Genomic DNA, 24,868 nt, shown 5'->3' on the forward strand with positions numbered 1-24,868 from the left:
TTTGAGGAGAAGAGATAGTATTAAAAGACGATTAGCGATTTTTATTTATGCAATGATCGGTTTTGCTTTTGCGTCCATTTTTTGGTTTGTGCAAGAGATATCCTTTCCTCTGATTTCAGACTCCTCGGTCCTGACCTTTGCGCGCGATCAAACCCGTTCCAATGTTTACGATACAAAACATGGGGTTGATTGGGGGAAACTCAAAGCAAAGGAGCATGCATGGGGCAAGGAAGCTGTCGAGTCGATGCCGCTTTACCTTTCCTACAAGGAGTCTTTGTTCGCAAATCAGAAACATCAAATCATTTTCGGAAACAGAAGAGGAAAAATTCAATCATTCAATCTCAATAGGAGCAGTGTCAGCTGGGAAGCTGGTTTTCCTGAAGGGTTCCAACTTTTTTCTACGCCAGTAGTGAGCAAGAATACGGGTATCATCTATGCCCTTGGAAGGAGTGAGGATTTTTACAGTGCGGAAAATGGGGTTCCACCAAAGAGCGGAATTATCCTGATGGCTCTTGATGTCTTCACTGGACGAATTGTGAGTCAACGTCAAGTTAACTTAGCTGAGATTTTTTCTCACTACACTCCCAATGTAAAATGGGATTTGGATCCACGCTTTGGACTCGTTTGTAAAACAGCCTTAGGATTACGAGAGCAAAATCAAGGCTCAGTCGTTTACTTCGGCTGCTCGATGACAAAGAACAACAACTCACATCCCCCTTCTGAGCGTAGACCTTATCGTCAATACAGGGGGATTCGAGGCGTTCTTTTGGGACTTGAAACAACGAAAAATGGCGAATTTGCAGAAAAGATGCCACTTGCTTTTTTTCCGAGTGAATATCACCAAGACAATGCATTGACCGGATTTGATAGCGGAATTTACTGTGCCGGAGGAGCTCCTCCCGTTCTGCCGGACGGAAGAATATTGGTCACAACTGGAAATGGACCTTTGATCCCCAAAATGAACAACTTTGGATGCTCCATTGTAAAAATCAGTTCGGAGACATTTCGGCCAGCAGTCAATAAGCCGGGTGAAATTCCATTTATCAGTTTAGATGTTAATGATTTTGAAGAGTGTTATACCTCGAATGCCGATTATTCATCTGGGACGGTTGCGGCTTTGGCGGTCGGTCCAAACAAGTTTGTGGGTTTTCTCAGGGATAAGGTAGGAAGTGTGATAGCTTTTGATCCTGATAAAATGTCAGGGAATCATTTGTCTGGTCGAGAGGAGCTTGATGTCCGCAGAGATTTGGAAATAGAGGGACTTCACTACGGGCAAGGGTCTGTTTTTTTGGACGAGAATTCAAAGTCTAACCTTGTGATTCATCACCATCGGATTTGGCAAACTCGAAGAAGGCTGTTGGCGACAAGTGGGGCAGAAGAGGTTCTGTCTCGCCTGGGGTATACGAGAGGTCATTGCGTTGGATATGTTCGCGATAAGCCAGATGGACGTGCTTTTTCATTGTACGAGTCTGGTCCTACAAATGGTGCCATCGTACTGGTCAATGAGTCCTTAGAAAACCAAGAACGGATGACATCTTCGGATGTGTCTGTCGTTGGTTCTGCAAAGGAGGAGTTTTACTGGGGAGTGGGAGGGCTTAAACTCCCTTATCGAAAATTGTTGGAGCTCGGGTTTTCACCAACAAAAGGCTCGAATTATTCCAAATCAAAATTTGACTTGGTCCCTATGCGTCTGATGGCCAATGTGGACATTCGCACCTCGATCGTCAGCATGATTGAATCACACTACAAAAAGGAGCCTGAGTATCACGGAACCTGGAAGGTCTTTTCTGAAGATAACGGATTTATTTTGCGTCCAAAAAAGCGAGAGGAATTGAATTCCTGCCTTGAGCATGATGGCCTTGTGCCTTTTTACGAATATGAAAGGCATGAATCGAAGTTTCTCGGATTCAAGGTTTCGCGTCTTGTGTACGGAGAAGACTTGGGTCAGCCTCGATACCAGTGGGTCTATTCAGATGACAAACAGAGATTTTTACACTCGAGTTCATTGAACACGATAAGAATTGCTGGCAGTCAGGATGGTTATGTTCTCGTTGCTGCCCATGAGCCCTATAAAGAGCAGGAGTCTTGGCTGATCGTTCTCTCTTTGAAAGATGGTCATCGTATTTCGGAGTTTCGTTTCTCAGGCAGCCATCACTTTTCTCAGCCCCTTTTTACGGGCCATGGAGTCTTTCTTTCTACCAGAGATCGTGGCTTGATCGCAGTGACTCAAGACGAGTTGGAGCTGTAGGTTTTTTTCTAACGAGGATTCCCCTTTTCTTCACATCTGCCGAGCTCGACTGTCTACGGCCAGGGCCGCCTCTCGAAGAACTTCAGGAAGAGTCGGGTGAGCATGGAAGCTCCGGGCAAGATCTTCGGACGAAGCAGAAAACTCCATTGCCACAACCGCTTCCGCAATCAAATCACTGGCGCGGGGCCCGAGAATATGAACTCCAAGGATTTGATCTGTTTTCTCGTCGGCAAGGACCTTTGCCATGCCTTCTGTGCATCCCAGTGCTTTTGCCCGACCATTGGCCGTAAAGGGGAAAGTCCCGACTTTAAATTTGATTCCAAGTGTCTGCAGTTCTTCTTCAGTTTTTCCGACGCTTGCAAATTCAGGCCAAGTGTAAATCACCCCAGGGAGAGTGTTGTAATTGACGTGCCCTGCTTGTCCCGCAATTATTTCGGCGACAGCGACGCCCTCTTCTTCGGCTTTGTGAGCGAGCATGGGACCGCGGACGAGATCTCCGACCGCGTAAATATTGGGAACATTCGTGCGAAAATGGTCATCAATTTGGACCACTCCTCGATTATCTGTTTTGATCCCCAGTCCTTCAAGATTTAAACCATCCGAGTAGGGTCGGCGTCCAGTAGCGACGAGAACAACATCGGCTTCGACTGAACTTTGACTCTGGTCTTTGAGTCGTTCGTATTTGACCAAAGTTCGTGATGGAGAAGGAGCTGTCTCAGCGCCTGAGACCTTGGCCTCCATGATAAATTTCATTCCTTGTTTGGTGAGAATTTGCTCGAGGCGTTTGCTGAGCTTGGTGTCCATGCCTCCGCAAATCTTTCCTGTGTACTCAATGATCGTCACTTCAGAGCCAAGACGAAGCCACACCGAGCCCAGCTCCAGCCCAATCACTCCTCCTCCCACGACCACAAGTTTTTGAGGCACTGTAGGAAGACAGAGAGCCTCAGTGGAGGAGACCACTGTTTTGCCGTTGAACTTCAAAAAAGGCAGTTCGTTGGGTATGCTCCCTGTTGCGAGCATGATATTTTTCGCTTGAACGAGATTTTTCTTCCCGCTCTTGTCTGTGATTTCGACTTCGTTTGCGCTGATTAGACGCCCTAGTCCTTCGAGTGAGGCGATCTTATTTTTTTTAAAAAGAAAAGCGATCCCGCCTGTCAGGTCACTCACGATTTTACTTTTTCTTGCCATCATCGTGGGGAGGTCGAGGCTCACTCCATCAAGCTTAATCCCATGGTGCAAGAATTCTGTGCGAGCGGCCAAAAAGTGTTCGCTGGAATCAAGCAATGCTTTTGACGGAATGCAGCCGACGTTGAGGCAGGTTCCGCCGAGTGTTGGATTTTTCTCAACAACAGCCACCTTAAGGCCCAATTGAGCTGCTCGTATGGCCCCGACATAGCCACCAGGGCCTGAACCAATCACCACCAAATCAAATGTGTCTGACATACAAACTCCCTCATCTGAAGCCCTTATTTATCTTCAGGCGAAATTACATCCGAGGATCCCAGGCTTTTTATTTACAAATCAAGTAGAAGGCGTGAAGGGTCTTCCATACCTTCCTTGATTTTAACGAGAAAACTAACACTTTCGCGCCCATCCACGATGCGATGATCATAGGAGAGAGCGACATACATCATGGATCGAATTTCAATTTTTCCATTAACGGCCATGGGTCGATCTTCAATTTTGTGGAGTCCAAGAATTCCACTTTGTGGTGGATTGAGAATGGGTGTGGACATCAGGGAGCCAAAAACTCCACCGTTCGATATCGTGAAAGTGCCATCAGCCAAATCATCCAAGGAAATCTTTCCGTCTCGCGCCTTGAGAGCGTAATGTCGAATGGCCAATTCGATTTCGGCTATCGAAAGTTGATCAGCATCGCGAATCACCGGAACGAGAAGCCCCTTCTCAGTGCTGACAGCGATCCCCATATTGATGAAATCCTTATAAAGGACTGAAGTTCCTTCGATTTCAGAATTCACTTGCGGAAAGGCCTTGAGTGCAGCCACAGTGGCTTTCACAAAAAATCCCATAAATCCAAGGCTGACTCCGTGTTTCTCTTTGAACGAATCTTTGTATTTCGCCCGCAGGGCCATCACTGCTGTCATATCGATTTCATTAAAGGTTGTGAGAATTGCAGCTGTGTGTTGGGCCTCAACCAATCGCCGAGCGATTGTTTGGCGAAGTTTTGACATTGGTACACGTTTTACATCGCCACTGGCTTTTGCTTTGGATTGCGGAAGAGGGAGGGGCGCTGCGAGCGTGGATTGCGTCGATGTCCTTTCGCTCAAAGTGGCATCCATCTTTCCTGGATGGCCAGTCTGTGCGACCTCTAAAACATCCCCCTTTGTGAGACGACCTCCTTTGCCGCTACCGCTTCCAAGAGAGGCGGAATCGATTCCTTTTTCGCTCACAATTTTGCGCACCGCTGGACTTAAGTGAGGAGAGGAAGGGTTTCCCGCAGAGCTTCTGTGACCATTTCCATTTCCGTTGCCATTGGCCGCCGCCGGAGTTGGTCCGGCTGGGGAAGGAGCGGCCGAAGATGTGGTTTTTCCAGTTTGGGTCGAATCGGAGCGAGGGCTTCCCTCTGTATCTATTGTTCCGATAATGGAGCCAATCTGTACGGTCTCTCCCTCTTGAACCTTTGTTGCAAGCACGCCGTCACTTTCTGCAACGACTTCAACGCTGGCCTTGTCTGTTTCAAGGACAAGGAGCACGTCATCGCGCTTAACAGTTTCTCCGTTTTTCTTTTTCCATTCTGAAATTGTGGCTTCGGTAATTGATTCGCCTACGGCAGGAACTTTTATTTCAATTTTCACAGCGAAATATCCTTTTTTTGAAGAGATACCATTTATGGGAGCAGTGTACACTGCCTATTAGGATCAACTAAAGCACTTGTTTAAAATTTCGTCCTGTTCCTTTTGATGGGCCTTGGCAGATCCTGTGGCGGGGCTTGCTCGCTCTGTGCGCCCAACGTACTCCACCTCGAGTTTTCTGAGGCCCAAATCATCTAAAAGTTCTCTCAGGCGCGGCCCGAGCGTTAACCAAGCCCCCATATTCTTTGGTTCTTCTTGGGCCCAAACAATCCTTTTTAAATTAGGAAAGCCATTTAAGAAAGGAGTCAGTTGAGTTCTTGGAAAAGGATACAGCTGTTCGATTCGAATGAGACTCGTCTTTTTTACTTTTTGAGGATGTTCATCGCGATATTTGTCGAGGTCGTAATAAAGCTTTCCTGAACATAAGACTACTTTTTCAACGTCAGGGAGCTGAGTTATCGTTGGATCATCAAGTACTTCTTGAAAGTGACCTGTCTCCATGTCCTCGAGGCGCGAGACAACTTTAGGGTGTCGCAGAAGGGATTTTGGTGACATGACAATGAGAGGTTTGCGGAAATCCCTTTTCATCTGGCGGCGGAGGAGGTGGAAAAAATTGGATGGAGTGGTGACGTTGCAGACTTGCATGTTCGTTTGTGCGCAGAGCTGAAGGAATCGCTCAAGGCGAGCGCTTGAGTGTTCGGGACCCTGGCCTTCGTACCCATGTGGCAAAAGAAGCGTGAGTCCTGCGCTGCGCAACCATTTTTCTTCTCCGCTGGCTAGGAATTGATCAATGATAATTTGGGCTCCATTGGCAAAATCTCCAAATTGGGCCTCCCAGATCGTTAGGAATGTTGGATCACCAATCGAGTTTCCATACTCAAATCCCAACACGGCCATTTCAGAGAGTGGCGAATTATAAACGCAAAACTCCCCATTTTCTGGATTCAATTGAGCGAGGGGACAGAACTCACTCCCATTCTTAATGTCAAAATAGACCGCTTGTCGATGTGTAAATGTTCCCCTTTTGCAGTCCTGCCCAGAAAGACGTACCGGAGTTCCTTCCAGGCACAAACTGCCATAAGCGAGTAACTCACACATCGCCCAATCAAGCCGATTCGAATCGAGCATCTCCTTGCGGCTCTCTATGAGTTTTTTTGTTTTCGGAAACAGCGCAAAATCACTGGGAGGAAGACTGACAAGCGCTTTGGCTGCCTTGTCCAAATCTTGACGCTTTACTCCGGTCGGCGTGGGTCTCTCAAAATCACTGGCGGTTCCTCGACGAAGGCCTTTCCATCGAGCATCGAAGGCGAGTGGCTTTGCTTCGGGTGGATTGGCCCTCGTGGAATTAAGAACAGCTTGGAGGTTATCAATTTTCTCACGATAAAATCCGTCGGCAAAATCAGCAGTTACATGACCTTCCTTAACCAACTGATCACGATAGATTTTGCAGGTGGTCGGGTGACTCTTGATGATTTCATACATCAAGGGTTGAGTGAAACTGGGTTCATCGCCCTCGTTGTGCCCAAAGCGTCGATAACAAATGAGATCAATCACCACATCTTGCTTGAAGTCCTGACGAAATCGCAGCGCAATATCCATGGCGCGCACGCAAGCTTCAACATCATCTCCATTAACCAAAATGACGGGGGCCTTTACAGTTTTTGAGACGTCTGAGCTGTATTGAGTCGAACGGGAGTGACGCGGATCTGTTGTGAACCCGACTTGATTGTTGACGATGACATGAATCGTTCCTCCCACCTTGTATCCGTCGAGCTGTGACATTTGAAATGTTTCGCTCACGACCCCTTGGCCCGCAAAGGCCGCGTCCCCATGGATAAGAATAGGCAGGACCTTGCCTCTTTCAAGTGTGTCTTTGCGTTGGCGCTGCTTGGCGCGCGTCATTCCGCACACAACCGGATCAACGGCTTCCAGATGGCTTGGATTAAATGCGAGAGAGATGTGGCAAGGACCACTTTTGGTGATCTTATCGGAAGAGTATCCAAGGTGATATTTGACATCCCCGTCGAATCCTAAATCTTTATAAGCTGTGCCATCAAATTCTGAAAATATAACATCGATGGCCTTTTCCATAAAGTTGGCGAGGACATTGATGCGGCCCCGGTGGGCCATACCGATCACTATCTCTTCAAGTCCCAGAGGGGTGCCGTGGGCTGCAAGGACCTCAAGCATGGGAATGAGAGCGTCCCCTCCTTCAATCGAGAACCTCTTGGTTCCAACGTACCGAGTATGTATAAATTTTTCGAGGGTCTCTGTCCGCGCCAATTGACAATAAATTTCCTTCTTTTTTTCGACGGAAAGAGTTGGCTTCACCTGTTCTTCAAATTCACGTCGGAACCATTTTCTCACGTCTGGGGGGCATTCAGCGAGTTGAGCGGTGAGGGTCCCGCAATAAGATTCCTCAAGGCGGCTGAGAATTTGTCGGAGATTGGTTTCACCGAGTCCCAGGGCTGTTCCCACATGAAAAATTTGCTCTAAGTCTGACTCAGAGAGATCAAAATTTTCCAAAGAAAAGGCTTCTGTTTGAGGCTTTTGAATTTTCAGGGGATCCAGATCAGCTTTCAAATGACCATAATCTCGGTAAAACTGAATGAGGTTGTAGACTCCCAATTCCTTCTTTGAAAAACTATCCGCAGCTGGGGAGGCAGATGTTGCTGCGGTCCCAAAAGACTGGGAAAATTCAAGGCCTTCAAAAAATTTCTGCCACAAAGGATCCACCTGTTCAGGGTTCTTGCGGTAGTCACTGTAGAGATTTTCGATGTATTCCATGTTGCTGCGAGCCATATAGCTGAATTTTTCCAAAACTCTCCTCAACTCTTCTGTTCCAAAAATGTGTTCCGCGGCGCATTGCCCTGACGAACGGAGGAACCCTTTGTGATGTTGACAACAAAACAATATCCTAAAGCAATTTCCTATTTATAGCAGGTAAAGCTAAGGTCAGTCAGGTTCATTTTCTAAAAAGTCACAAGACCCTTTTGGCCGAAACGGCTGGCTTAGACTTTTTACCAGAAAACTTATTGGCAAAACTTAATTGTGGCATTGGTCTTGCTAGACTTTTTGGCATGAAAAAAATGAGGAATAAACATTTCGCTTCCTGCATTGAGAGGTCGGTTCATTGGATAGTTTACATTTCTTTTGCACTGGCCTCCTTTGACGTATCTTCTGGATCTAGGAAGACTGTGCCGCGCCAGCCAAGGGAAGTTCGTCTTTTTGAGAATGGTATTCAAGTCGAAAACTATCGGTATCTTGTAGAAAATATTATGCCTGACGACGTTTTGATTTTTGATGGCCAGCGGCGCTTTGAAGTCGTCCGCTTTTTGGGAAAAGGCAATACCACTCGCGTGCTTGAGGTGAAACATCAGTCGCATCGAAAAACGCTTGCATTGCGGATACCAATATCATCGGGAAAAAATAGCTGGGCGATTCCCGTACTTCCATACACTGAATATATAAATATTTATTTGGACGTTGCCCCGAATTTCCCCCTACTTGTTCCTCAAATTCATGATTCCCTGCGCGGCCAATTTGCGTTAGTCGACCTGGTCAATGTGAAGTTCCTTTTGAGTGATGTGATCCAAAGTGAGATCCTCTACGAAATATACCACACCACTAACTCGGACGATATTCCAGCGTGGGCATATGAAAATGGAGTACTTGTCCCTTCTCAGGATACAGAAAGCGCGTATGCGAGGCTTGCTGACCTAGACGTGCTTTTGGCGCCGATTTTAGAGATGTCCGATGTTGAAGCTAAACAGCTTTCATTTGATGGAAACAGATGGTGGATATTGGACTTCTTGGACGCGCGACTTCTACAAGGCACTCTCAGTATATCCCGAATAACATCGTTTCCCCTAGATTATCTTGTCTTGGTTCATAAACATTATATGGTCAAACCGGCAATTGAAGAGCTTGGTTGAAGAATTCAAGCAGAAAGAATGAAATTTTTTGCCTCCAAAATCAATCCGTTAACGGGAACCCCCTTACATATTTACTCCAGTCTCGACAGAGACCCGGGGGATCAAAAATGCCAGAATTATCTCAAATATTAATCATTTATGTGGCTGTTGAAGGAGTCTCATTTTTGGCCGGAGGTTTTTGCTGGAGGAGGACCTCCCGCTGGTGCACCCGACGAAGGTTTTGGTCCCGTCACGAGAGGGCAGTTTTTTCCAGTGGCATAGAGAAATCGATCAGCCTCTTTGTATGGGAGTGTCCGATGTTGCTGAGATGCACCCCAGGAGTTGATCGTATGAAAGACTTCTTTTTTGTCGTCATAGCCCGTAACTGTCACGCAATGATACCCGTGACCATCGGTGCTTGTAGTTATGACGATGGGTAAAGGGCCCTGACTTTCCTTTATCATTTTTTTCAAAGAATTCACCCTGTCATTGTCGTTGGCGAAATTAAGGTTCCTACAAGAGTCTTTGCCTTGGCTTGTTCCGCCCAGCTTAAGCTTTTTTCTGTTTTCCAGTGCAGCCTTGGCACATTTTATGAATTTCTCATTTGGTTTGTCTTGATGTTCAGGTTTCGACAATTCGGCAAGGCGTTGTTCGTAGCCTTGAAGATTGTCTTCAAGTGACTTCCCCTGCTGAGGGCAAAAAAGTTCATATGCTACCCCAGGTTTAATTCCAAACTTTTGCTCCCAATTACTATTTTCCTTTTCAGCAAATTCAGGTCCAGGGTGATCATTAATGCCTCTTGTCGCCGCACTTGCTTTAGATTGAAATTGGGCTCCCCAATCTTTTGTTTGATTGTCATAGGCAATGTATTCTTCTTCTGCACAAGCCCCAATGGCTTCAATTATTTGAAGATTGTCGCCGGGGCTCCAGCCTACTTTCAACATCTCATCAGAAGTTTTATGAAAGGAATGTGGATCGTCACACATTCTCTTCACGACGGAAATCATGGCAATCCAATTGGCAGAAACTCGAAATGGTTTCGTCGGCGAGGGTTTTGAATCCTTTGTTGCGCGAGCCATCGCTGTTGTCATAGACGCAGGTCAGACAAAAGCATGGCATGTGCCATTTCTTCCTTGGTCACGATTGGGATCGCAGGCATCCTTTGTGGTTAAAACAGTTAGAGAGTCAGGATTTTCGCGTTGGCCGTCATTTTTCTTCTCTTTCTCTTGATCATTGTCCTTTTCCTTTTCTTTCTTCCAAGGAAGCTGCACGGGGGGGGCTTTTTTATGTTTTTCATTCAGTTCGCTCACGCGGCCCCAAAACTTGTCGCAGACATCCCTTCCCTTCTCGGGCGCACTCAGACAGACATCTTTGATTCCGCGATCAAGGTCTTCACTGATGGCCGCATAATCAGTGTCACCGATTTGATAGTCCTTTCCTTTTTCTTTGCAGCGCTCTGAAATAGTTTCTATCGGCACTCGGCTGATACAAGCCTGTTCCTCTTTCCCATAGATCTTTCCGCATTGGAAACCATCGTTTTGGCCCTTGCATCCCCTCCCGAGGGTGGGGCAAATCCCATTGTTGGTCGGCCGAATGACTCCTCCAATAATGCATTTTGGACCCCAAGCGCCTTTTTTCGTGGCGGCAAAGGAACGAGGGAGGATGGAGTCAAGAATGTCGAACAGAGAGACATCCATGCCGTTGCGCTGAAGAGAGGATTCGAGTTCTGCGACCGCTAGCTGTAGACCTTTTGTGTAGGAAGTTCTCTGAGATCCCGTGAGTCGTTGATAGTTAGCAAGATTGATAAATGTGAAATTGGACTGTTCGGCCTTTATCGGCAAGGCTGCTGACATTGCAAAAAGAATTATCAAAAGTTTGTGGTGAGTCATCAACAGACCTCTCTTGTGAATACATTTTCAAATTCAAATAGATAGAGGTATCGTATTCGATTCTGGTGGATAAGTTAAAAGTTGATGATGAGTTCGCTTAGTCTTGGACCTTAGTCGAAGGAACTTTTCTGATTCAGTGACCCTGTCTGAAAAATTCCCTACAATATTCTGATGGCAAGAAAGAAAAAATGGAGGAGATGGAAGCGAAGACTTGCAAGAGGCTTGGCAATCTTGTTTATACTCTTCGTGTTAGGTTTGGCTGCTGTCTGGGCCACGCTCCCTAGCTTGCTTGAGCCGAGAATCAAGGAGCTCATCATCACGAAAGGGGGCGAGCTTTTCGAAGGGGAGATTGTCCTCGGGGGATTTCAATTAAAGAGCATTATTCCTATTTCTATAGCCATAGAAAAGTTGCAAATCACTAAGTCAAACGGAACTCTTCAAGGTTTGGTTCCAAACGCGACGATAGAAATTGATTTCAATCGGATTTTCAATCATTTTCCTTCTCTTTTCTTTCGCACGAGAGTGAGGATTGAAAATCCCAACTTGAGAATTTTGATTCCAGATAGAATTGAGGAAGCTCATGCTGTTAAAAACCCTGATACGTTAGGGGCTAGACTCTTCAAAATGTTTCCCATTGATTCGAGCGTCGATCTTCAAATTTCGCGCGGTCAAGTCGAAGTTTTTTTGTCTGACAAAAGTGGCAAAGAAGATTTGGGGACTCGTTTTGGGCTTAAAGGTCTAAGTCTTTTTCTTCGACAAGAGAGCCTCTTGAACAATAAAACGCCAATGGACTTGTTGATCCAAGCATTGCTTGACTATAAGTCACCGTATGCATCCTTCTCTATGCCCGTGAGTGTCGATTCCAAGGAGATCTTTACTTCCTCAGGGAAGCTTGATGTCAAACGGATGAATATAAACCTTGGGGGATTGCTCGCTGCCGTGGCTGGCACGACTGAGTTTCCTTCTTTGCAACAGAATTGGATATTGAAATTACAGGTTCCTGAGATCAGTCAAATTAAGGTTCCGCCTCAGTTTTTGCCTCCTGGAAACTGGGCTGGCGAAATTTCTGGCAAGGTTCATTTTGCTCAAAAACCCTCTTCCCCCCCTTATGTCGCCGTTCAGGGTGCCATTCATGGGCTTCGTGGGGACACCAATTTTCATCGAGACGAAATCCAGATGAATGGAGCTGTAGCTGCTGACGCCCGAATTGATGCTGTCTATTCTAGTAGTTGGGAAATCAAAGATCTCTTTGTCATTTTAGACTTAAGCGGAGCCAGTCTGCGCTATCTAGATTGGTTTCAGAAGAAGGATTCGGATCGTTTGAGAATTGAGGTTCAGGCAAAAAAAGAAGGAAGTGAGTTTAAGATAGAGAAGGGAGATTTGGAATTTACTCGTCTGCTATCCCATGTTCGAGGAGTCATTCATTCGGAGACAAATAGACAATCATTTCTAGAGATTAATGTTCCTCCGGTTAGGCTCGATGGTTTCGAAGCATTTTTTCCGTTTCTGAAAGATCAGACTTTGCGTGGACTTCTGCAAGTTCGCGCTGAAGTGAGGGGCGATCTCTCCCAGCCTGAAAACTTGTTGGTGAAGGTGAGTCCTTTGAAGATTCAGGATTTGTCGACCACACTCAACTACAGCAACGACAAAAGGAGTATTCATGTTGGAGGACCCTTGTCCGTTAATGCTGATATGGAATTGCTTGCGGAGGGCTCTCATCTCAAATCGGCCAAAGCGATTTTTGCTGCGGAATTATCAGGCATGAGCATGGCTTATGGGGATGAATTTCGTAAGAAGAAGGGTGATCCGCTTTCGTTGCGTGCGACGGTAAACCAGGCCGGAGATAAAATTATCCTGCAGAAATTTAGTTTTATCCACCCTGCTGGATCCTTTGCGGGATCGGGAGAAATAGAGAATCCTCAACGTCCAAAGTTCAATATTCAAGCCGATATAGAAGAAGTCAGCTTTTCTCGCCTCTCACAGGTTCTGCCTGGTTTAGCTCAATACGGACTTAATGGGGGAAGTCTTCAAGGATATTTGAAAGCCCGTGGGGTCTATGACTTTGCCCTCGGAATCTCCAAAAGTCCGATCAGCCTTGTTGGAGAGATCAAAGCTCAGATGGCAGGATTGAGCATTCCCATTCCAAAGAGGGAGGAGAAGAAAGGGGGCGCGCCAACGGTTTCTCATGCAACAGTGCCCTTTCATTTGCCCTCTTGGCCGATTCTGGCTCAATCGAGGTTAAGTTTTGAGGCTCAGGTGTCCAAAATTAAACTGGGAACAGAGTTTATGGATCGCTCAAATATGAAGGGTTCATATGATAAGGGAGAGCTTGCTGGCGAGATTTCCATCGGGGGAATATTCGGGGGCGATCTCCGTGTATCGAGTTTAAAGGTGTTCTTGCTCGAAAATCAACCTCAGTTAAAGTTAAAAGTCGATCTGAACAAATTCAACCTGGCAAGGGTATTTAATTGGTGGATGCCTGACCGACGGGATTCAGTCAGAGGCCTTTTGAATATTCAAGGCAACTTCGGGATACCCTTTCCTGGGCCGCTTGGTTGGTACGAAAAAATTGTGAGCGAAGGGAGCATTTCGATAAAGGATTTTTTTGCCAGTACTTTGGAGATCGACAAAAAAATCAATGATGTTCTGGCGAAATTGCGAACAGAAGAAGATAAAAAGTCGATCGATTCAAAGGGGGTTAGTGCCGAAGTCTTAGCCAAATTTGGATCTCGCGATGGTCAAATAAATCTAGCGAATTTTATTTTTTCTACCCCGGAAAACAATCAAATTGTTGCGGATGGAAAGGTCAATTTTGATTTGATAGGACACCTCAAGGGAGAGTTGCGAGTTTCCAATCTTAACACGTCCGGGAGTCTATTTGCTGCAAACGCTGACAAAGAAGGGAGACTGGTTATCCCGGTTGAAGTTCAGGGAAGTCTCATAAATCCGGGTCTAACTGTGGCTAGTGCGACCATTGAGAAGATGTTGGTTAAGACAATTGAATATGAAAAGAAAAAACTTGTCAAAAAGGTTGAAGGCAAGGCAAGACAAGAGTTCGAAAAGGCTGTGGATGAAGGCAAGCAGAAGATTGAAAAAGATATCAATGAAAAGATCAAAGGCTTGTTTAACCGAAAATAATGCTTATCGTCAATCTTGAGTTTTATTCAATTCTCGACCCATATTGAACGAATCCGGTTGACCGCAGTCTGTAGAAATTTAAATTAGTCGGGCGATGATGGAAACAGAATTTTATCAAAGTCATTTGGATCGGGTGAGTCGTAGCTTTGCCTATTGTATTTCACAGCTGGATGCCCCGCTTCGGGGGTGGGTCAGCTTGACCTATCTTATTTGTCGGATATTGGACACGGTAGAGGACGCTCCTTGGAAGAAATTAAGTGAGCAGTTGCGGCAGTTTGGTCAGTTTGATGAGTTTCTGTTGAACCCTCCTCAGCCAGAAGTGCTTCGATCTTGGAATCAACAATTTCCACTCGAAATCCCGGAGGGTGAGAAACTTTTACTGAGAGACTCAGCCCTTGTTTTTGGGGAACTTCATGGCACCCCTTTGACTGTGAGAGCAGTGATTCAGGAAATGATTGTTTGCATGAGTGCGGGGATGCAGCACTATTCCCGTCTTCGAAAGCAGCGCGGTCAAATTCGTCTTATTAATCTGAGAGAAGTGAATCAGTATTGTTTTTTTGTGGCTGGTATTGTCGGAGAAACTCTTGCTCAATTGGTTAGGCACGTGGAGCCTCAAGTCAGAGCAGCGCGGACATTTGTGTTAGAAGCTCACCATTTCGGTCTTTTTTTACAGAAAATCAACTTACTCAAAGATCAATTTAAGGATGAGCAGGAGGGACGTTTTTTTGTTCATTCACGGGAAGAAATCAAAGAAAGTTTGAATCGAAATTCCTTGGGTGCCTGGCGATTTCTGGAGAGTCTCCCAATTCAACAACGAGGATTTCGCCTTTTTTGCGCTCAAAGTTTATTTTTGGGTTTAGCTTCTCTCCCCTGGGTCGAAAAATCGCATTCAAAGAGAAAAATGGTGAAAATACCTCGTCTTGCGACGATGAAGTTGTTCGATACCCTGAGAAGAAATATAAATGATAATCTATTTCTGGAAAATCTGTTCGGGAAGTTGGCTAAGGAGGCCGGCTTGAATCCTGATTTCTCTGCAGCAGAGAGACTATCAAGTTTAAAGGCGGATTCTCTGTCGTCCGATGGGGACTGGTTAAGTGAAGTCTATCGTGGTCAACTGCACTCCGAAGATTTCTTTGATCTCGGTATGGCTGAGGCCTGTTTAACTTGAAGAATTACCTTGAAGAACTCGATCAGACTTGGTTTCTCCTTATCAATAACACACTCACACACACCTACTTAGACCGGTTTTTTGGGCATATTACAAATCTTCATCATCATTCGTATTTTTTGTATATTGTTGTGCCAGCCTGTGTTCTTTTTTATGTGTGGCGGAGTCGTGTTCGAGCGATTAAAGTGATTGCGCTTGTGGGACTGGTAATTGGTCTTTGCGATACTTTCAGCTACCGAGTTCTAAAGCCTGTGGTTTCGAGGGCTCGACCCAAAAACACTCTGGGATCTCAAGTGCAAGTGAGAGTTTCCTATTATCCTAAATCCGATAGCTTTCCCAGCAACCATGCGCTCTCAGGATTTGCGGTGGCGAGGTTGTTGACTTGGTTTTATCCACTGGCGAGTCCCTGGTGGTTTTTTGGAACAGCGGCCGTCATTGCCTACAGCCGAGTGTACGTGGGAGTGCACTACCCAGGGGATGTCATTGGTGGGGGTCTCATAGGCTACTTCCTTTCCAGTGTATTGATTTGGATTCTGTTTTCACGATTCAAATTTTTCTCCCCTTCGGGCACGGTGTCTGCTCCTCGCAAGAGGGGGAGGCGGTCTCGAGGTTCTTGACTCAGCCTGAATTGCTCTTTTTTATCCAACAAGTGTTGAGTGGCATTCGCTTTGCAAAAGCCTTTTCGCGTCCGCATTTGCTCTTTTTCTTTCATTTTTTTATGAAGTTGATTTTTAGAAGTCTCCGGTTTCTGCATTAGCTTGGATGGTTGAAGATGGCATTATGGCGATTCTCAAAAATTCTTGGATTTATCTTTTTTTGTTGGTCTCATCAGGCTCATGCCGGCTTTATTGTGAACTGGGCGAATAGGCTGGGATTGGTCAGTCCACACAAATCTGTCTGTCTGGCCTTATTAAGGGCGGGTGAAAAGCTTGATAAAGACAAATTGGAAAAGATCCAAGTGCCTGGGGGTGGAGGCGCGAGCGTTTTCGTGGCTATCTCATCCCGCGCGTACACGTTAAATTCGTTTAGAGCTCTCAAGAGTCGATTGAGGGGGGACCCCGAATCTGTTCTGAATCGTGGTTATGCTCGGATTTCTAGTCGGGGAGAAGTTCTGAGGGGTTCGATGGATAGGAAAGCTGCGGCCTCAAGGTTGAGTGCGATAATGGATTTGAGTGATCGTGGAGAGACGATGATAATCCTAACTTTTTCTTCTCAAAATGGAGAAAAATTGGACTATGCCATCGAAGTAATTGCGAGAGAAATGAGCCTGACTCCCCTGAGTGAGATCGGTTGGCGGTCAATATCTATTCAGATTCAGGATTTTTTAGCTGAGCATGCTTCAGGCAGTCGGGAATATCTCATAATATCTGAATCTGCGGAATTCTCCCGAGATGCTATCGTCGATTCTAGTAGCGGTGCCATGGCTCTGAGTGGGAGTTCTCAGAGCAGTTCGGTTTGGGCCCATGCAGATGTGTTGGTTGAGCGAGACCCGCGCGGGGAGGCTTCCATTCATTTGTTGATTCAAGACTCCGAGAGAGATCCTCAATTTCCGGCAAAGGGCCGGAGAGAAATTATCGGCAGTCCTGAGATGGATATCATGACTCCAGTGCCAAATCGGATTCCTGTCGGACGAGGGGAATCGCCTACTGACTGAGTGCCAAAGGTTGACACTTTCATGAGCTATCTAAAAAGCCGTGCAGTAATTTTGAAGATCATTCACAAGATTCATTCCAGCAAGGCCGGGCGCTCCATTCGGCGTGCTGCCCGAGCCCCCAAGTCCTCCGGTCGAAGTTGCATTCGATTGTAAAAGGGCCACAGATGTCGAAGACATTGATGCGCAATAATTTACTTCTGAAACACCCCCAGCACCACCGCCTCCTCCGCCACTGCCTCCACCAGTTATTCCGATGCCTCCATCTACGTTGACGTTAAGGCTTGAATGAATTTCGCGAGATGAGAGATGAATTGTGCCTCCGGCCCCCCCTCCGGCGCGATCTGAACTGCCCTGTGAGCCGCCCGCTTTCAGTTCAAGTAAGCCCGACCCCTCTACATTTCCGATAAAAAGAAGCAAACCTCCCCCTCCCGATCCTCCGGCCACGGTATTGACGCCGCCACCAGCACCTCCATACATGATCTTTTTGCCACCATATATCGAACAAGGACCAATGCAGTAATCAACGGCATATCCGCCAGATCCTGAATTTCCTCCGCCATCACCGCCAGAGGACACAGCACTGCCTCCGCCGCCGGCCCCGCCAGAGCCTGGTTCGTTTCCGCCCCCATTTGTGCTGGCACTACCTGAGCTGCCTCCTGGGCCGGAAAGGCTGCCTCCATCAGAAAACGCGGTAGCATTAAAGCCCGATCCGACGGATTTAATTGAGAGTGTGCTGCTTGAGTTCAGGACCAAGTTTTTGGCGCGAAAAACCGTAAGTCCAGTGACATCCCCCCAGTTGTAGGTTCCCGATAACATCTGATGTACAGCGCCTGGTTGGACATTAATTTGATTAAAGTTTGGCACGCGGATGATTTGGATATGACAGAAATATCCGCTAAAAGAGATGGACGCTGACAGATTGGAGTTATTTATCGCAGCAGGGATAGGAGCTATTGGATGATCAACCTCGATGGTAGTGCTGTTCGGCACGTTCGCAACACGAGCAAATTGAAAATCTCCTCTGTGCAAGCCTCCTCCGCAAGCGTTGAGGTCAGGGTCAATCAAAGATCGCCCGGAAGCGACATGAAACAGAATTTCATCTCCAATCTCAAACTCATAGCTCGTAAAGCTGGAATTTGTCGATAAAATTAAGCCCGTCGAATCGATGCCAACGATTCGGCGTGAGGCACCAAATATCTTGTTGCTCGGCAATGCCCGATAACCGGGTGTGTAGCTAGAGAAGAAACCATAGGTGCTCGTATTAGATTGGCTTGGTCCCGTAGAGGTGATGACAAGGTCCCCATCGCCTCCATCACCGAAGAGGTTTTCTGCTACTGGAGGGAGTGGCGTATTTCCACCGCCTCCCGATCCTCCGCCTTGAAAAAACTGCAATCTTCAAACTTTTTTGAGCCGGAGAGTGAAGCGACGATGTTTACTTCGGCATTTCCGGGAGCCAGATCCAAGGTCGCTTGACCGACGATCAATGGGGCAGATAAGTGCTCCTTTGGAGGTGAAGCTTGTGTTCCAAATATGTCATGGCAATGTTCAAAAGTCGTCGTATCGTCTGTCTTGAACCCAATGAGAAAAATGCGGCGACCATTTCCGGATGGAACATCTAATTCAATATTCTGACCTGGTTTGAAAATGCCTGCTTCTCGACCGAAGCGAACGACCTCAATGCCTTCAGAATTCTTGCAGCTTTTGTAATCAAGGCCGGGTCCGCCGACGAAAACTGCATAACATGCGATTTCAGATATGTCAGTTGCATCTTCTACTTCCCAGATTCCACCTTCTGACTGGGCGTTTAGCATTTTTGAAGCCATTGCATTTGTGCTCTTGGTCTGTTTTGCAAGAGGGGATGAAGTCTTCGAAAGACCACTTGATTTTCCCTTGTATGAGGGCAGTGCCAAGCTAATCTTGCTCATATTGCTGTTCTTTCGCGTACAGGAAAAACTCAGAAGGACCATGCTAGATACGGCCACCAAAGAAACCCAGACTTGCCTTTTGACGCCTGTAACCTTCTTCACTTAAAACCTCCGCGAAATGTCTAAGTACTTATCGGCGCAACCAATAAGACTCTCCAGGCTAAAATACTGCCTGTCTTGTTATTGGACATGAAATATTTGAGACACACCGACTGCGTGCTGTGAGTTTCTGTATGCAAACCATGAATTCCCATATGCAGACGATTCAATTCAATTCAATTCAATTCAATGACAGATGAAAGAGCGCTCGCGATTGAATTCTGGCATCAATGCAGTGGTTGGTCATGTCTATGAGAAGATGAACTTTGATGGATTGATTGGTGGTGCTGAAGGACGCTGATTGGAATGCGATATTACGCGCTAGTGTGAAGGCTCGATTGGCCGAGCCCGAAAGAAAGAGGAAAACATCTCCAAATCTCTCCGCGATGGCGGTGGGATGATCACCCTTTCTAAAATGAGCCGGTTATCGTCGCCGTCTTTCACAAATTTTCAGACCAATTCCCCTCAATCTCCAAAATAATTCAACCTACGCCGGTCCAAGAAATGCAAATAGGTCGATTGACTTTATTGAATTCTATAAAAGAAGTGTCCCTCGTTACATTAAATCGGAGATTGTAAAGTGAAGAGTCTAATAAATGCCAAATCAATTCTAATTGGGGCGACGGTTTTCATAACGTTGAATTCAGCCTTTTCAAAGGCAGAGCCGTACACACAGCAGAGCATAGACGATTTTTTTGGTACAATTCGAATAGTTGATAAAGTAACAGAACGCTACTATTCAAGTGAGTTTCCAATTGATCCAATAACCGCTGGTCGTGTGAAACATATAGACATAGAAGAAACTAACGATGATAATCCTGAAAAGCCCTACACAGTTACCTTAACAACAGAAACCGGTTGCATATTCATGGTGACCTTCAAGGAAAAATCAACTTCTTCAGAAGAACTGGTGAATGTCCAAATAGAGGAAAAGTCCGGTACATGCAGAGTAGGGTCTAAAAATTAGTCGGTGTGAAGCTGAGAGCACCAATCTTGAAGAGGGACTTTTTCAACCGACGATTGGCCGGTCCTATGCTCTCATGGGAAGAGAAACATAAAAACGCTCGAAAATCTCAAAAAAGCACCTTTTGCAATCGATTCAAATCAAATCAAATCAATTCAATTCAGATCAATTCAAATCGCTTCAAATTTGAAGGCTATTTTTTGTTCTTGAAATGAGGTGTTCCGGTCTTTAGAGGATTGGGATTATTGTAAAGCAAATATTTTGCAGTTTCATAAAGTCCGAAGGTCAGATCCGTCATCCACTGATTCCGGTCGCTCAAGCTAGCTCTTAAATCTTGCCCGGGAGTTTTTCCGCTCAAATCATAAAGTCCTTGAACGGCATTGGGTTCGGCCAACAAATAATATTGGTTATCAAGGAGAGCGATATGAGGAGGAGTTCTGTAATAGACATAATGGAAAGCAAATCGCTGATCTTTGAATCGAGGATCCCATAAATCCCGACCGAAGTTCCTTACGAGAGTTTTATGTCCAGTGAGAGAACTGATCGTGACGAGAACATCGGGCTCGGTGGCAAAAGTCTCAATTCTCTCCGGATGATCCCATTGTGGATGAAAGAACAAAAGAGGCACGTGAAAACGGGTCAGGTGGTGCAAACGACTGCCTTCAGGCAAATGGGCTGCATCGAGATCAGGCAGACCATGATCACCGATAACAACAAACAAAGTGTTCTTGTAATAAGGGGCCTTTTTAGCAATTTCCATAAAATGACCCAAGCTGTAATCAGAAAAGCGCAGAGAATTGTATTCATCCGTGGATACAAGTCCATATTTAGCCAGTTCCTCTTTTCCCAATTCCTTGGTTGTGAATTCGCCGCGATCAGCTGGTATGGTGTAGGGACGATGAAATCCGGCCGTCTGAACAACAGTAAAAAAAGACTGATCTGGAGGCAGCGAACTCAGCTGATCATGAACTTCATTAAAAAGTTGATAGTCAGAGATGCCCCAGACATCTGTACTTGGTGTTTTAAACATTCCCTCTTCGAATATCTTCATATCTGGAATGTTGTTGGCAATGACTCCACGAATATTTCCCCAATTGGCACTTCCTCCAAGGAAATAGAATTTCTGGTGTTCTTTGAAGGCGTTTATCAAAATGTGCTGGTCAACGATCAAGGGATTGCGACTTGAAGTTCTGGTGCTCATGACATCCGGAATTCCCGTAAGGGCAGTAAATATGGATCGAGCTGTTCCCTCCGAAGGGACATTGTAGCGGGTGAACAATTTACCTTTCTTTGCGAGAGTATCAAAGTAAGGGGTTGGATCGAGAGGATGGCCAAAAACTCCTGTCTTGTGGGAGGCAAAGGATTCCATGATAATGAGGACGACGTTGGTGTTTGACGGCAATTGAGGACGGGGAATGAGCCAGCGATCAAAGTTCAATTTCTCTGCATCAGGATTATCGACACCCAAGTATTTGGACACAATCGGATAGTATTTTTTTACTTTATTGAGATCATAGGGCCTCTCTCGATCATTGAAGGTGTCAAAGAAGTAGTGTATCGGATTCATTCCAAGAGAGGTGACAAAGGAATTTGTACTGAAATAGGCCTCGCTCCAGCGCAGGGGGTAGGCAGAAAATTTGCCGTAGATTCCACTCAAAAAAAGGATTGTCACAACAGAGCCTTGAAGCCACCTGCGTCCACCTCGAGTTTGAGGTAAATCACATTTTTGAAGAATTTTCCATTGGGCCCACGAAAAAAGGATTGTTAAACAAACAACACCAAGAATAATTTTAATAACAGGATAAGTCTGCCAGACCATTTCAGCGCTGATTTCTGGATTTTCAAGAAACATAAGAATGGTCGCATTGGCTCTTAAACCGAGATAGCTGTAATAGGCAAAATCAACCACATAAAATAACATGGCAAATGCAAAGCAAAATGTTCCGTAAGTTGTCCAGTAAGCTTGGGCCTTCTTAGAGCGGAATGGATTCAGAGATGGAATGAGCATTCCCAGGGCCGGAATCAGTAACAGCACCAAGAGAACTCGAGTATCAAATTTGAGTCCCAGATAAAAGGCTTTGGTTACCTCCAAGCGATTGCCAATGTCAGAGGCAAATGTGAAATAAAAAATCAAACGCAAAAGCGTAAAAGGAATGAGAAAAATCAGAAACAATCGAGCCAGCAAAAGTCCACGGCTCCCGACAAAACGTTCCAACATGACTGAGACTCCAATAATTGAAATTGCTTCTGTCTACCACCATCCCGCTCGATCAACAAATTGAACTTTTGGATTTGGTTCAGGACCAGCCGAAGCCTGCAGGCCTGGGCTAAATTTTGACGCGATCAGCTTGTGTTATTTGACCTCGTTTAATTGCCAATTGTATTTGAGAAACTCATTTTTGAAAGAATTTGCAGAGAGAGTCTTTCTTAAGCTGGGATCATCAGTGATATAGGGGGCGATGAATTTGTTGATGGAGCCTGATTCTTTGATGAAATCATTGCCAAACCAAGGCATCGGGGAAAATACCTTAGATAGGTAGAGAGTTTTAGTTTTTTGCGACAGCCGATTGTGCCTGGAATCACGCATAAATAATTTTGTTTGGTTTTCCAATTGCAGATCAATTCCATCAGCGACATAAGGATTTCGTTTCAAGGGGGGGCTTGAAACTGTGCCTGTGTTCAGGGCAAGGAAAATTCGGGGGTCGGGAAATCTGCCACGAATAGCTTCAAACCTGAGCCAATCTAAATTACGTTTTTTGCCAAGTAAAGAAAAGAACACAATTTGCCATGGGCTCTCAAGAAGTTGTCCGATCTTGTTGATGGACTCGATGGGATAATTGCTGAGGACCTGCTTGATTGTGAAAGCATTAAAGGAATTGATGAGAAAAGCGAGTTTTTGATTCTGGCCCCAAGAGTTGAACTGAGATTCGGTGACTTTCGAAAACTCAGCCAAACAGGGGTCAAATACGACCTTTTCTTTTTTCTTGAGTTCACGATAGTTTACACTAGAAATAGCTCCCTCAATGACAACGTACTTCTCCAATACTTGCGCCCATTTTGTGTAAGAGTGATCAAACTCGGCTTGGGGGGTCTTGTCTGATTTGGTTATGGATTCAAAACCGGCGGCCTCTATTGGAAGAGAAAAAGTGTGAGAGAGAAATGCGAGGAGGAACAGTGTTTTAAAAATAAAAAATCGGTTTTTCATGATTTAATCCTCATTTTCTATTTATTATTGCTCATGGAGCCCAGTCAGGGAACCAATCTTGGATCTTATTTTTGATTTAGAATGGCAATGAAGACCTAAAATCTCCCAAAGTAGCCTCCAGGCGAAAGAACTGGTGATTTGCGAAAGAGTTTGATATGGGACAATTCGTTATCTTTCGAAAAAATCGCTCAAAGGAGACCTGTTTGCCCGATGTTTCCAAACCTAGTCAAATCGATCAAACTTCGGAGTTGGGGTTTCGCCGTGAATCGCCCAAGAGGGCTGAGTCCTATGAGTCTGCCTCGCATGAGCGACTTCCTGATGTTGCTAAACATCGCCAAATAGCTCCGGCCTTGTCCATCGATTGGGTGGGGATGGAAAATCTCGAAATTCCGGTTCTTGATCGCGACGAAATGGGCAAAGCACAGATTGTATCAGCAAGAGTTTCGGCCTTTGTGAGTCTCGATAGGGTGGACCACCGCGGAATTCATATGTCGCGTCTCTATACGCTTTTAAGGGATCGTCTGGCCGCAGATGTGATTGATGGTGCTTACCTCGAACAAGTATTAGAAGACATGTTAAAAACCCAGAATGGCTTGAGTGAGAACTGTCGTCTTGAAATTTCTTTCGACAAATGGCGAAAGCGACGGGCGTTAAAAAGCGAAGAATGGGGATGGCGGAGATATCCTGTCGAAATTAAGCTTGAGAAGAGAGGCGACAAGTTGTCTTGTCTCTACCTATTTGAAATTTTATACTCCAGCACTTGCCCTGCCAGTTCTGCCCTTGCTCGTCATGATCTTGTGCGCCGGCTTCAGGCTCGGTTTGGTTCTGAGAATTGGTCAGCAGACCAGGTCAAAAATTGGATCGAGGACGATTCCAGCGGATTGGCAACACCGCACGCCCAGAGAAGTCGGGCTTGTGTTGAGCTGGGATTTGAGAGGGGTGCAGAGAGCCTTTTCTTGAGCCAGTGGAATCAGTGGATTGACAGGGCCGAAGAGCTCCTGCGCACACCTGTGCAGGCCGCTGTGCGTCGTGAAGATGAGCAGGAGTTTGCTCGACTCAACGGCCAGAATTCGATGTTTTGCGAAGATGCAGTGCGCTGTCTCTTTGCTGGCTTGAAGGAATGGTCAGAGATTAAGAGTCTGAAGGTGCGAGTGGCCCACTTGGAGAGTCTCCATCCGCATGATGCCGTGGCCGAGATGAAATGGCCTTGAAATGATAATGATTATTATTATCATTGATTTTCTTCAAAGTGGCAGGTAGGACTTGGGGATGAAAACAGAAAATCTCTCTCTTCCCTTGGTCCATGGTCGGCAATATTCGGATTCCTCACCTGCTCTGGCTCCAGAGAAGTTGATTCACCGCGAACCGGTCGGAGAAGCCAATTTAAAACGTATGATTCGCAGTATGGGAATCAAAGTAACTTTGCAACGGATGGCGATTCTGAATGGTCTCATTGCTGGCAGGGCACATGTGACGGCTCAGGAGGTATTTGAGAAAATACATGCTTCCTATCCCGAGATGGGCTTTGCTACGGTTTACCGTTTTTTGAGAAAATTGGTAGAGGCGGGATTGGTAACTGAAGTGAGAGTAGGTGGATTGCCGGCGAGATATGAGCTGGCGACTCATCGGCATCATGATCATTTAACCTGTGAATCCTGCACAAAGATCATAGAGTTTGAAGACCCTGAGATTGAGGCTCTTCAGAAAGCTGTGGCTAAGAAATATGGCTTTGTTTTGACTCATCATCTTTTGGAACTTTATGGTCGCTGTGCTATTTGCGCTCAGCAAAAGTAATCAAAGCTAGACGCATTTTATTGCTGTGATATTCTTCCTTGTTGAATTCAATTTTCT

The 24,868-nt window shown here is 45.8% G+C and carries 18 protein-coding genes; 9 read left to right on the forward strand and 9 right to left on the reverse strand.

Annotated features, from left to right (window positions below; translation table 11 throughout):
* The first annotated feature begins 1 nt into the window (after position 1).
* Positions 2-2,248 (forward strand): hypothetical protein, encoded by a 2,247-nt coding sequence (locus tag IPL83_05300; protein MBK9038571.1) that lies wholly within the window; start codon positions 2-4, stop codon positions 2,246-2,248.
* Between the two features lie 30 nt (positions 2,249-2,278).
* On the opposite strand, the gene lpdA is transcribed toward IPL83_05300, so the two are convergent.
* The 3 genes from lpdA to IPL83_05315 all read right to left on the reverse strand — a co-directional run bounded on the left by lpdA (position 2,279) and on the right by IPL83_05315 (position 7,881).
* On the reverse strand, positions 2,279-3,691 hold the full coding sequence (gene lpdA / locus IPL83_05305; protein MBK9038572.1) for a dihydrolipoyl dehydrogenase: 1,413 nt from the start codon (positions 3,689-3,691) through the stop codon (positions 2,279-2,281).
* 71 nt (positions 3,692-3,762) lie between these two features.
* Positions 3,763-5,064 (reverse strand): 2-oxoglutarate dehydrogenase complex dihydrolipoyllysine-residue succinyltransferase, encoded by a 1,302-nt coding sequence (odhB, locus tag IPL83_05310; protein MBK9038573.1) that lies wholly within the window; start codon positions 5,062-5,064, stop codon positions 3,763-3,765.
* A 63-nt stretch (positions 5,065-5,127) separates the two neighbouring features.
* Complete coding sequence (locus IPL83_05315; GenBank protein MBK9038574.1) at positions 5,128-7,881, reverse strand: 2-oxoglutarate dehydrogenase E1 component; 2,754 nt, start codon at positions 7,879-7,881, stop codon at positions 5,128-5,130.
* A 269-nt stretch (positions 7,882-8,150) separates the two neighbouring features.
* On the opposite strand from IPL83_05315, the gene IPL83_05320 reads away from it, so the two are divergent.
* Positions 8,151-8,996 (forward strand): hypothetical protein, encoded by an 846-nt coding sequence (locus tag IPL83_05320; GenBank protein ID MBK9038575.1) that lies wholly within the window; start codon positions 8,151-8,153, stop codon positions 8,994-8,996.
* Positions 8,997-9,154: 158 nt separating this feature from the next.
* Here IPL83_05320 and IPL83_05325 read toward each other — a convergent pair whose 3' ends face one another.
* Complete coding sequence (locus IPL83_05325; GenBank protein MBK9038576.1) at positions 9,155-10,054, reverse strand: hypothetical protein; 900 nt, start codon at positions 10,052-10,054, stop codon at positions 9,155-9,157.
* 21 nt (positions 10,055-10,075) lie between these two features.
* Positions 10,076-10,864, reverse strand: a complete 789-nt coding sequence (locus IPL83_05330) for a hypothetical protein (protein ID MBK9038577.1) — start codon at positions 10,862-10,864, stop codon at positions 10,076-10,078.
* Between the two features lie 231 nt (positions 10,865-11,095).
* Between IPL83_05330 and IPL83_05335 the strand changes: the two genes are divergently transcribed.
* From IPL83_05335 to IPL83_05350, 4 genes are all read left to right on the forward strand, one after another.
* A complete protein-coding gene (locus IPL83_05335) occupies positions 11,096-14,002 on the forward strand; it encodes a hypothetical protein (protein MBK9038578.1) in 2,907 nt (968 codons plus the stop codon).
* A gap of 94 nt (positions 14,003-14,096) precedes the next feature.
* Positions 14,097-15,170 carry a squalene/phytoene synthase family protein gene (locus IPL83_05340; protein MBK9038579.1) on the forward strand — a complete coding sequence of 358 codons (1,074 nt, stop codon included), beginning with the start codon at positions 14,097-14,099 and terminating at the stop codon, positions 15,168-15,170.
* Positions 15,167-15,787: a phosphatase PAP2 family protein gene (locus tag IPL83_05345; protein ID MBK9038580.1), complete on the forward strand. Its 621-nt coding sequence runs from the start codon at positions 15,167-15,169 to the stop codon at positions 15,785-15,787. Before IPL83_05340 ends, IPL83_05345 begins: the two co-directional genes overlap by 4 nt.
* Before the next feature lie 155 nt (positions 15,788-15,942).
* Positions 15,943-16,824: a hypothetical protein gene (locus IPL83_05350; protein ID MBK9038581.1), complete on the forward strand. Its 882-nt coding sequence runs from the start codon at positions 15,943-15,945 to the stop codon at positions 16,822-16,824.
* A 30-nt stretch (positions 16,825-16,854) separates the two neighbouring features.
* On the opposite strand, the gene IPL83_05355 is transcribed toward IPL83_05350, so the two are convergent.
* A complete protein-coding gene (locus tag IPL83_05355; protein ID MBK9038582.1) occupies positions 16,855-18,216 on the reverse strand; it encodes a hypothetical protein in 1,362 nt (453 codons plus the stop codon).
* Complete coding sequence (locus IPL83_05360; GenBank protein MBK9038583.1) at positions 18,156-18,851, reverse strand: hypothetical protein; 696 nt, start codon at positions 18,849-18,851, stop codon at positions 18,156-18,158. The genes IPL83_05355 and IPL83_05360 overlap by 61 nt, the downstream gene beginning before the upstream one ends.
* Before the next feature lie 577 nt (positions 18,852-19,428).
* Here IPL83_05360 and IPL83_05365 point away from each other — a divergent pair.
* Positions 19,429-19,815 (forward strand): hypothetical protein, encoded by a 387-nt coding sequence (locus IPL83_05365; GenBank protein ID MBK9038584.1) that lies wholly within the window; start codon positions 19,429-19,431, stop codon positions 19,813-19,815.
* 190 nt (positions 19,816-20,005) lie between these two features.
* On the opposite strand, the gene IPL83_05370 is transcribed toward IPL83_05365, so the two are convergent.
* On the reverse strand, positions 20,006-22,030 hold the full coding sequence (locus IPL83_05370) for a sulfatase-like hydrolase/transferase (GenBank protein MBK9038585.1): 2,025 nt from the start codon (positions 22,028-22,030) through the stop codon (positions 20,006-20,008).
* A 135-nt stretch (positions 22,031-22,165) separates the two neighbouring features.
* Entirely contained in the window at positions 22,166-23,017 is an 852-nt protein-coding gene (locus IPL83_05375) for a DUF547 domain-containing protein (GenBank protein MBK9038586.1), read from the reverse strand.
* 155 nt (positions 23,018-23,172) lie between these two features.
* Between IPL83_05375 and IPL83_05380 the strand changes: the two genes are divergently transcribed.
* Both IPL83_05380 and IPL83_05385 read left to right on the forward strand, forming a co-directional pair.
* Positions 23,173-24,228: a GTP cyclohydrolase I FolE2 gene (locus IPL83_05380; protein MBK9038587.1), complete on the forward strand. Its 1,056-nt coding sequence runs from the start codon at positions 23,173-23,175 to the stop codon at positions 24,226-24,228.
* Between the two features lie 58 nt (positions 24,229-24,286).
* Positions 24,287-24,811, forward strand: coding sequence for a transcriptional repressor (locus IPL83_05385; GenBank protein ID MBK9038588.1), 525 nt, complete (start codon positions 24,287-24,289; stop codon positions 24,809-24,811).
* The last annotated feature ends 57 nt before the right edge of the window (positions 24,812-24,868 follow it).

This window comes from Bdellovibrionales bacterium, from assembly GCA_016716765.1.
Taxonomy (GTDB): Bacteria; Bdellovibrionota; Bdellovibrionia; order Bdellovibrionales; family UBA1609; genus JADJVA01.

Bases quoted from the DNA above. Each gene is read 5' to 3' on its own strand.
- IPL83_05340 (MBK9038579.1), top strand. From the start codon at position 14,097: ATGATGGAAACAGAATTTTATCAAAGTCATTTGGATCGGGTGAGTCGT.
- IPL83_05380 (MBK9038587.1), top strand. From the start codon at position 23,173: ATGGGACAATTCGTTATCTTTCGAAAAAATCGCTCAAAGGAGACCTGT.
- IPL83_05350 (MBK9038581.1), top strand. From the start codon at position 15,943: ATGGCATTATGGCGATTCTCAAAAATTCTTGGATTTATCTTTTTTTGT.
- IPL83_05320 (MBK9038575.1), top strand. From the start codon at position 8,151: ATGAGGAATAAACATTTCGCTTCCTGCATTGAGAGGTCGGTTCATTGG.
- IPL83_05375 (MBK9038586.1), bottom strand. From the start codon at position 23,017: ATGAAAAACCGATTTTTTATTTTTAAAACACTGTTCCTCCTCGCATTT.
- IPL83_05330 (MBK9038577.1), bottom strand. From the start codon at position 10,864: ATGACTCACCACAAACTTTTGATAATTCTTTTTGCAATGTCAGCAGCC.
- lpdA (MBK9038572.1), bottom strand. From the start codon at position 3,691: ATGTCAGACACATTTGATTTGGTGGTGATTGGTTCAGGCCCTGGTGGC.
- IPL83_05385 (MBK9038588.1), top strand. From the start codon at position 24,287: ATGAAAACAGAAAATCTCTCTCTTCCCTTGGTCCATGGTCGGCAATAT.
- IPL83_05370 (MBK9038585.1), bottom strand. From the start codon at position 22,030: ATGTTGGAACGTTTTGTCGGGAGCCGTGGACTTTTGCTGGCTCGATTG.
- IPL83_05325 (MBK9038576.1), bottom strand. From the start codon at position 10,054: ATGGCTCGCGCAACAAAGGATTCAAAACCCTCGCCGACGAAACCATTT.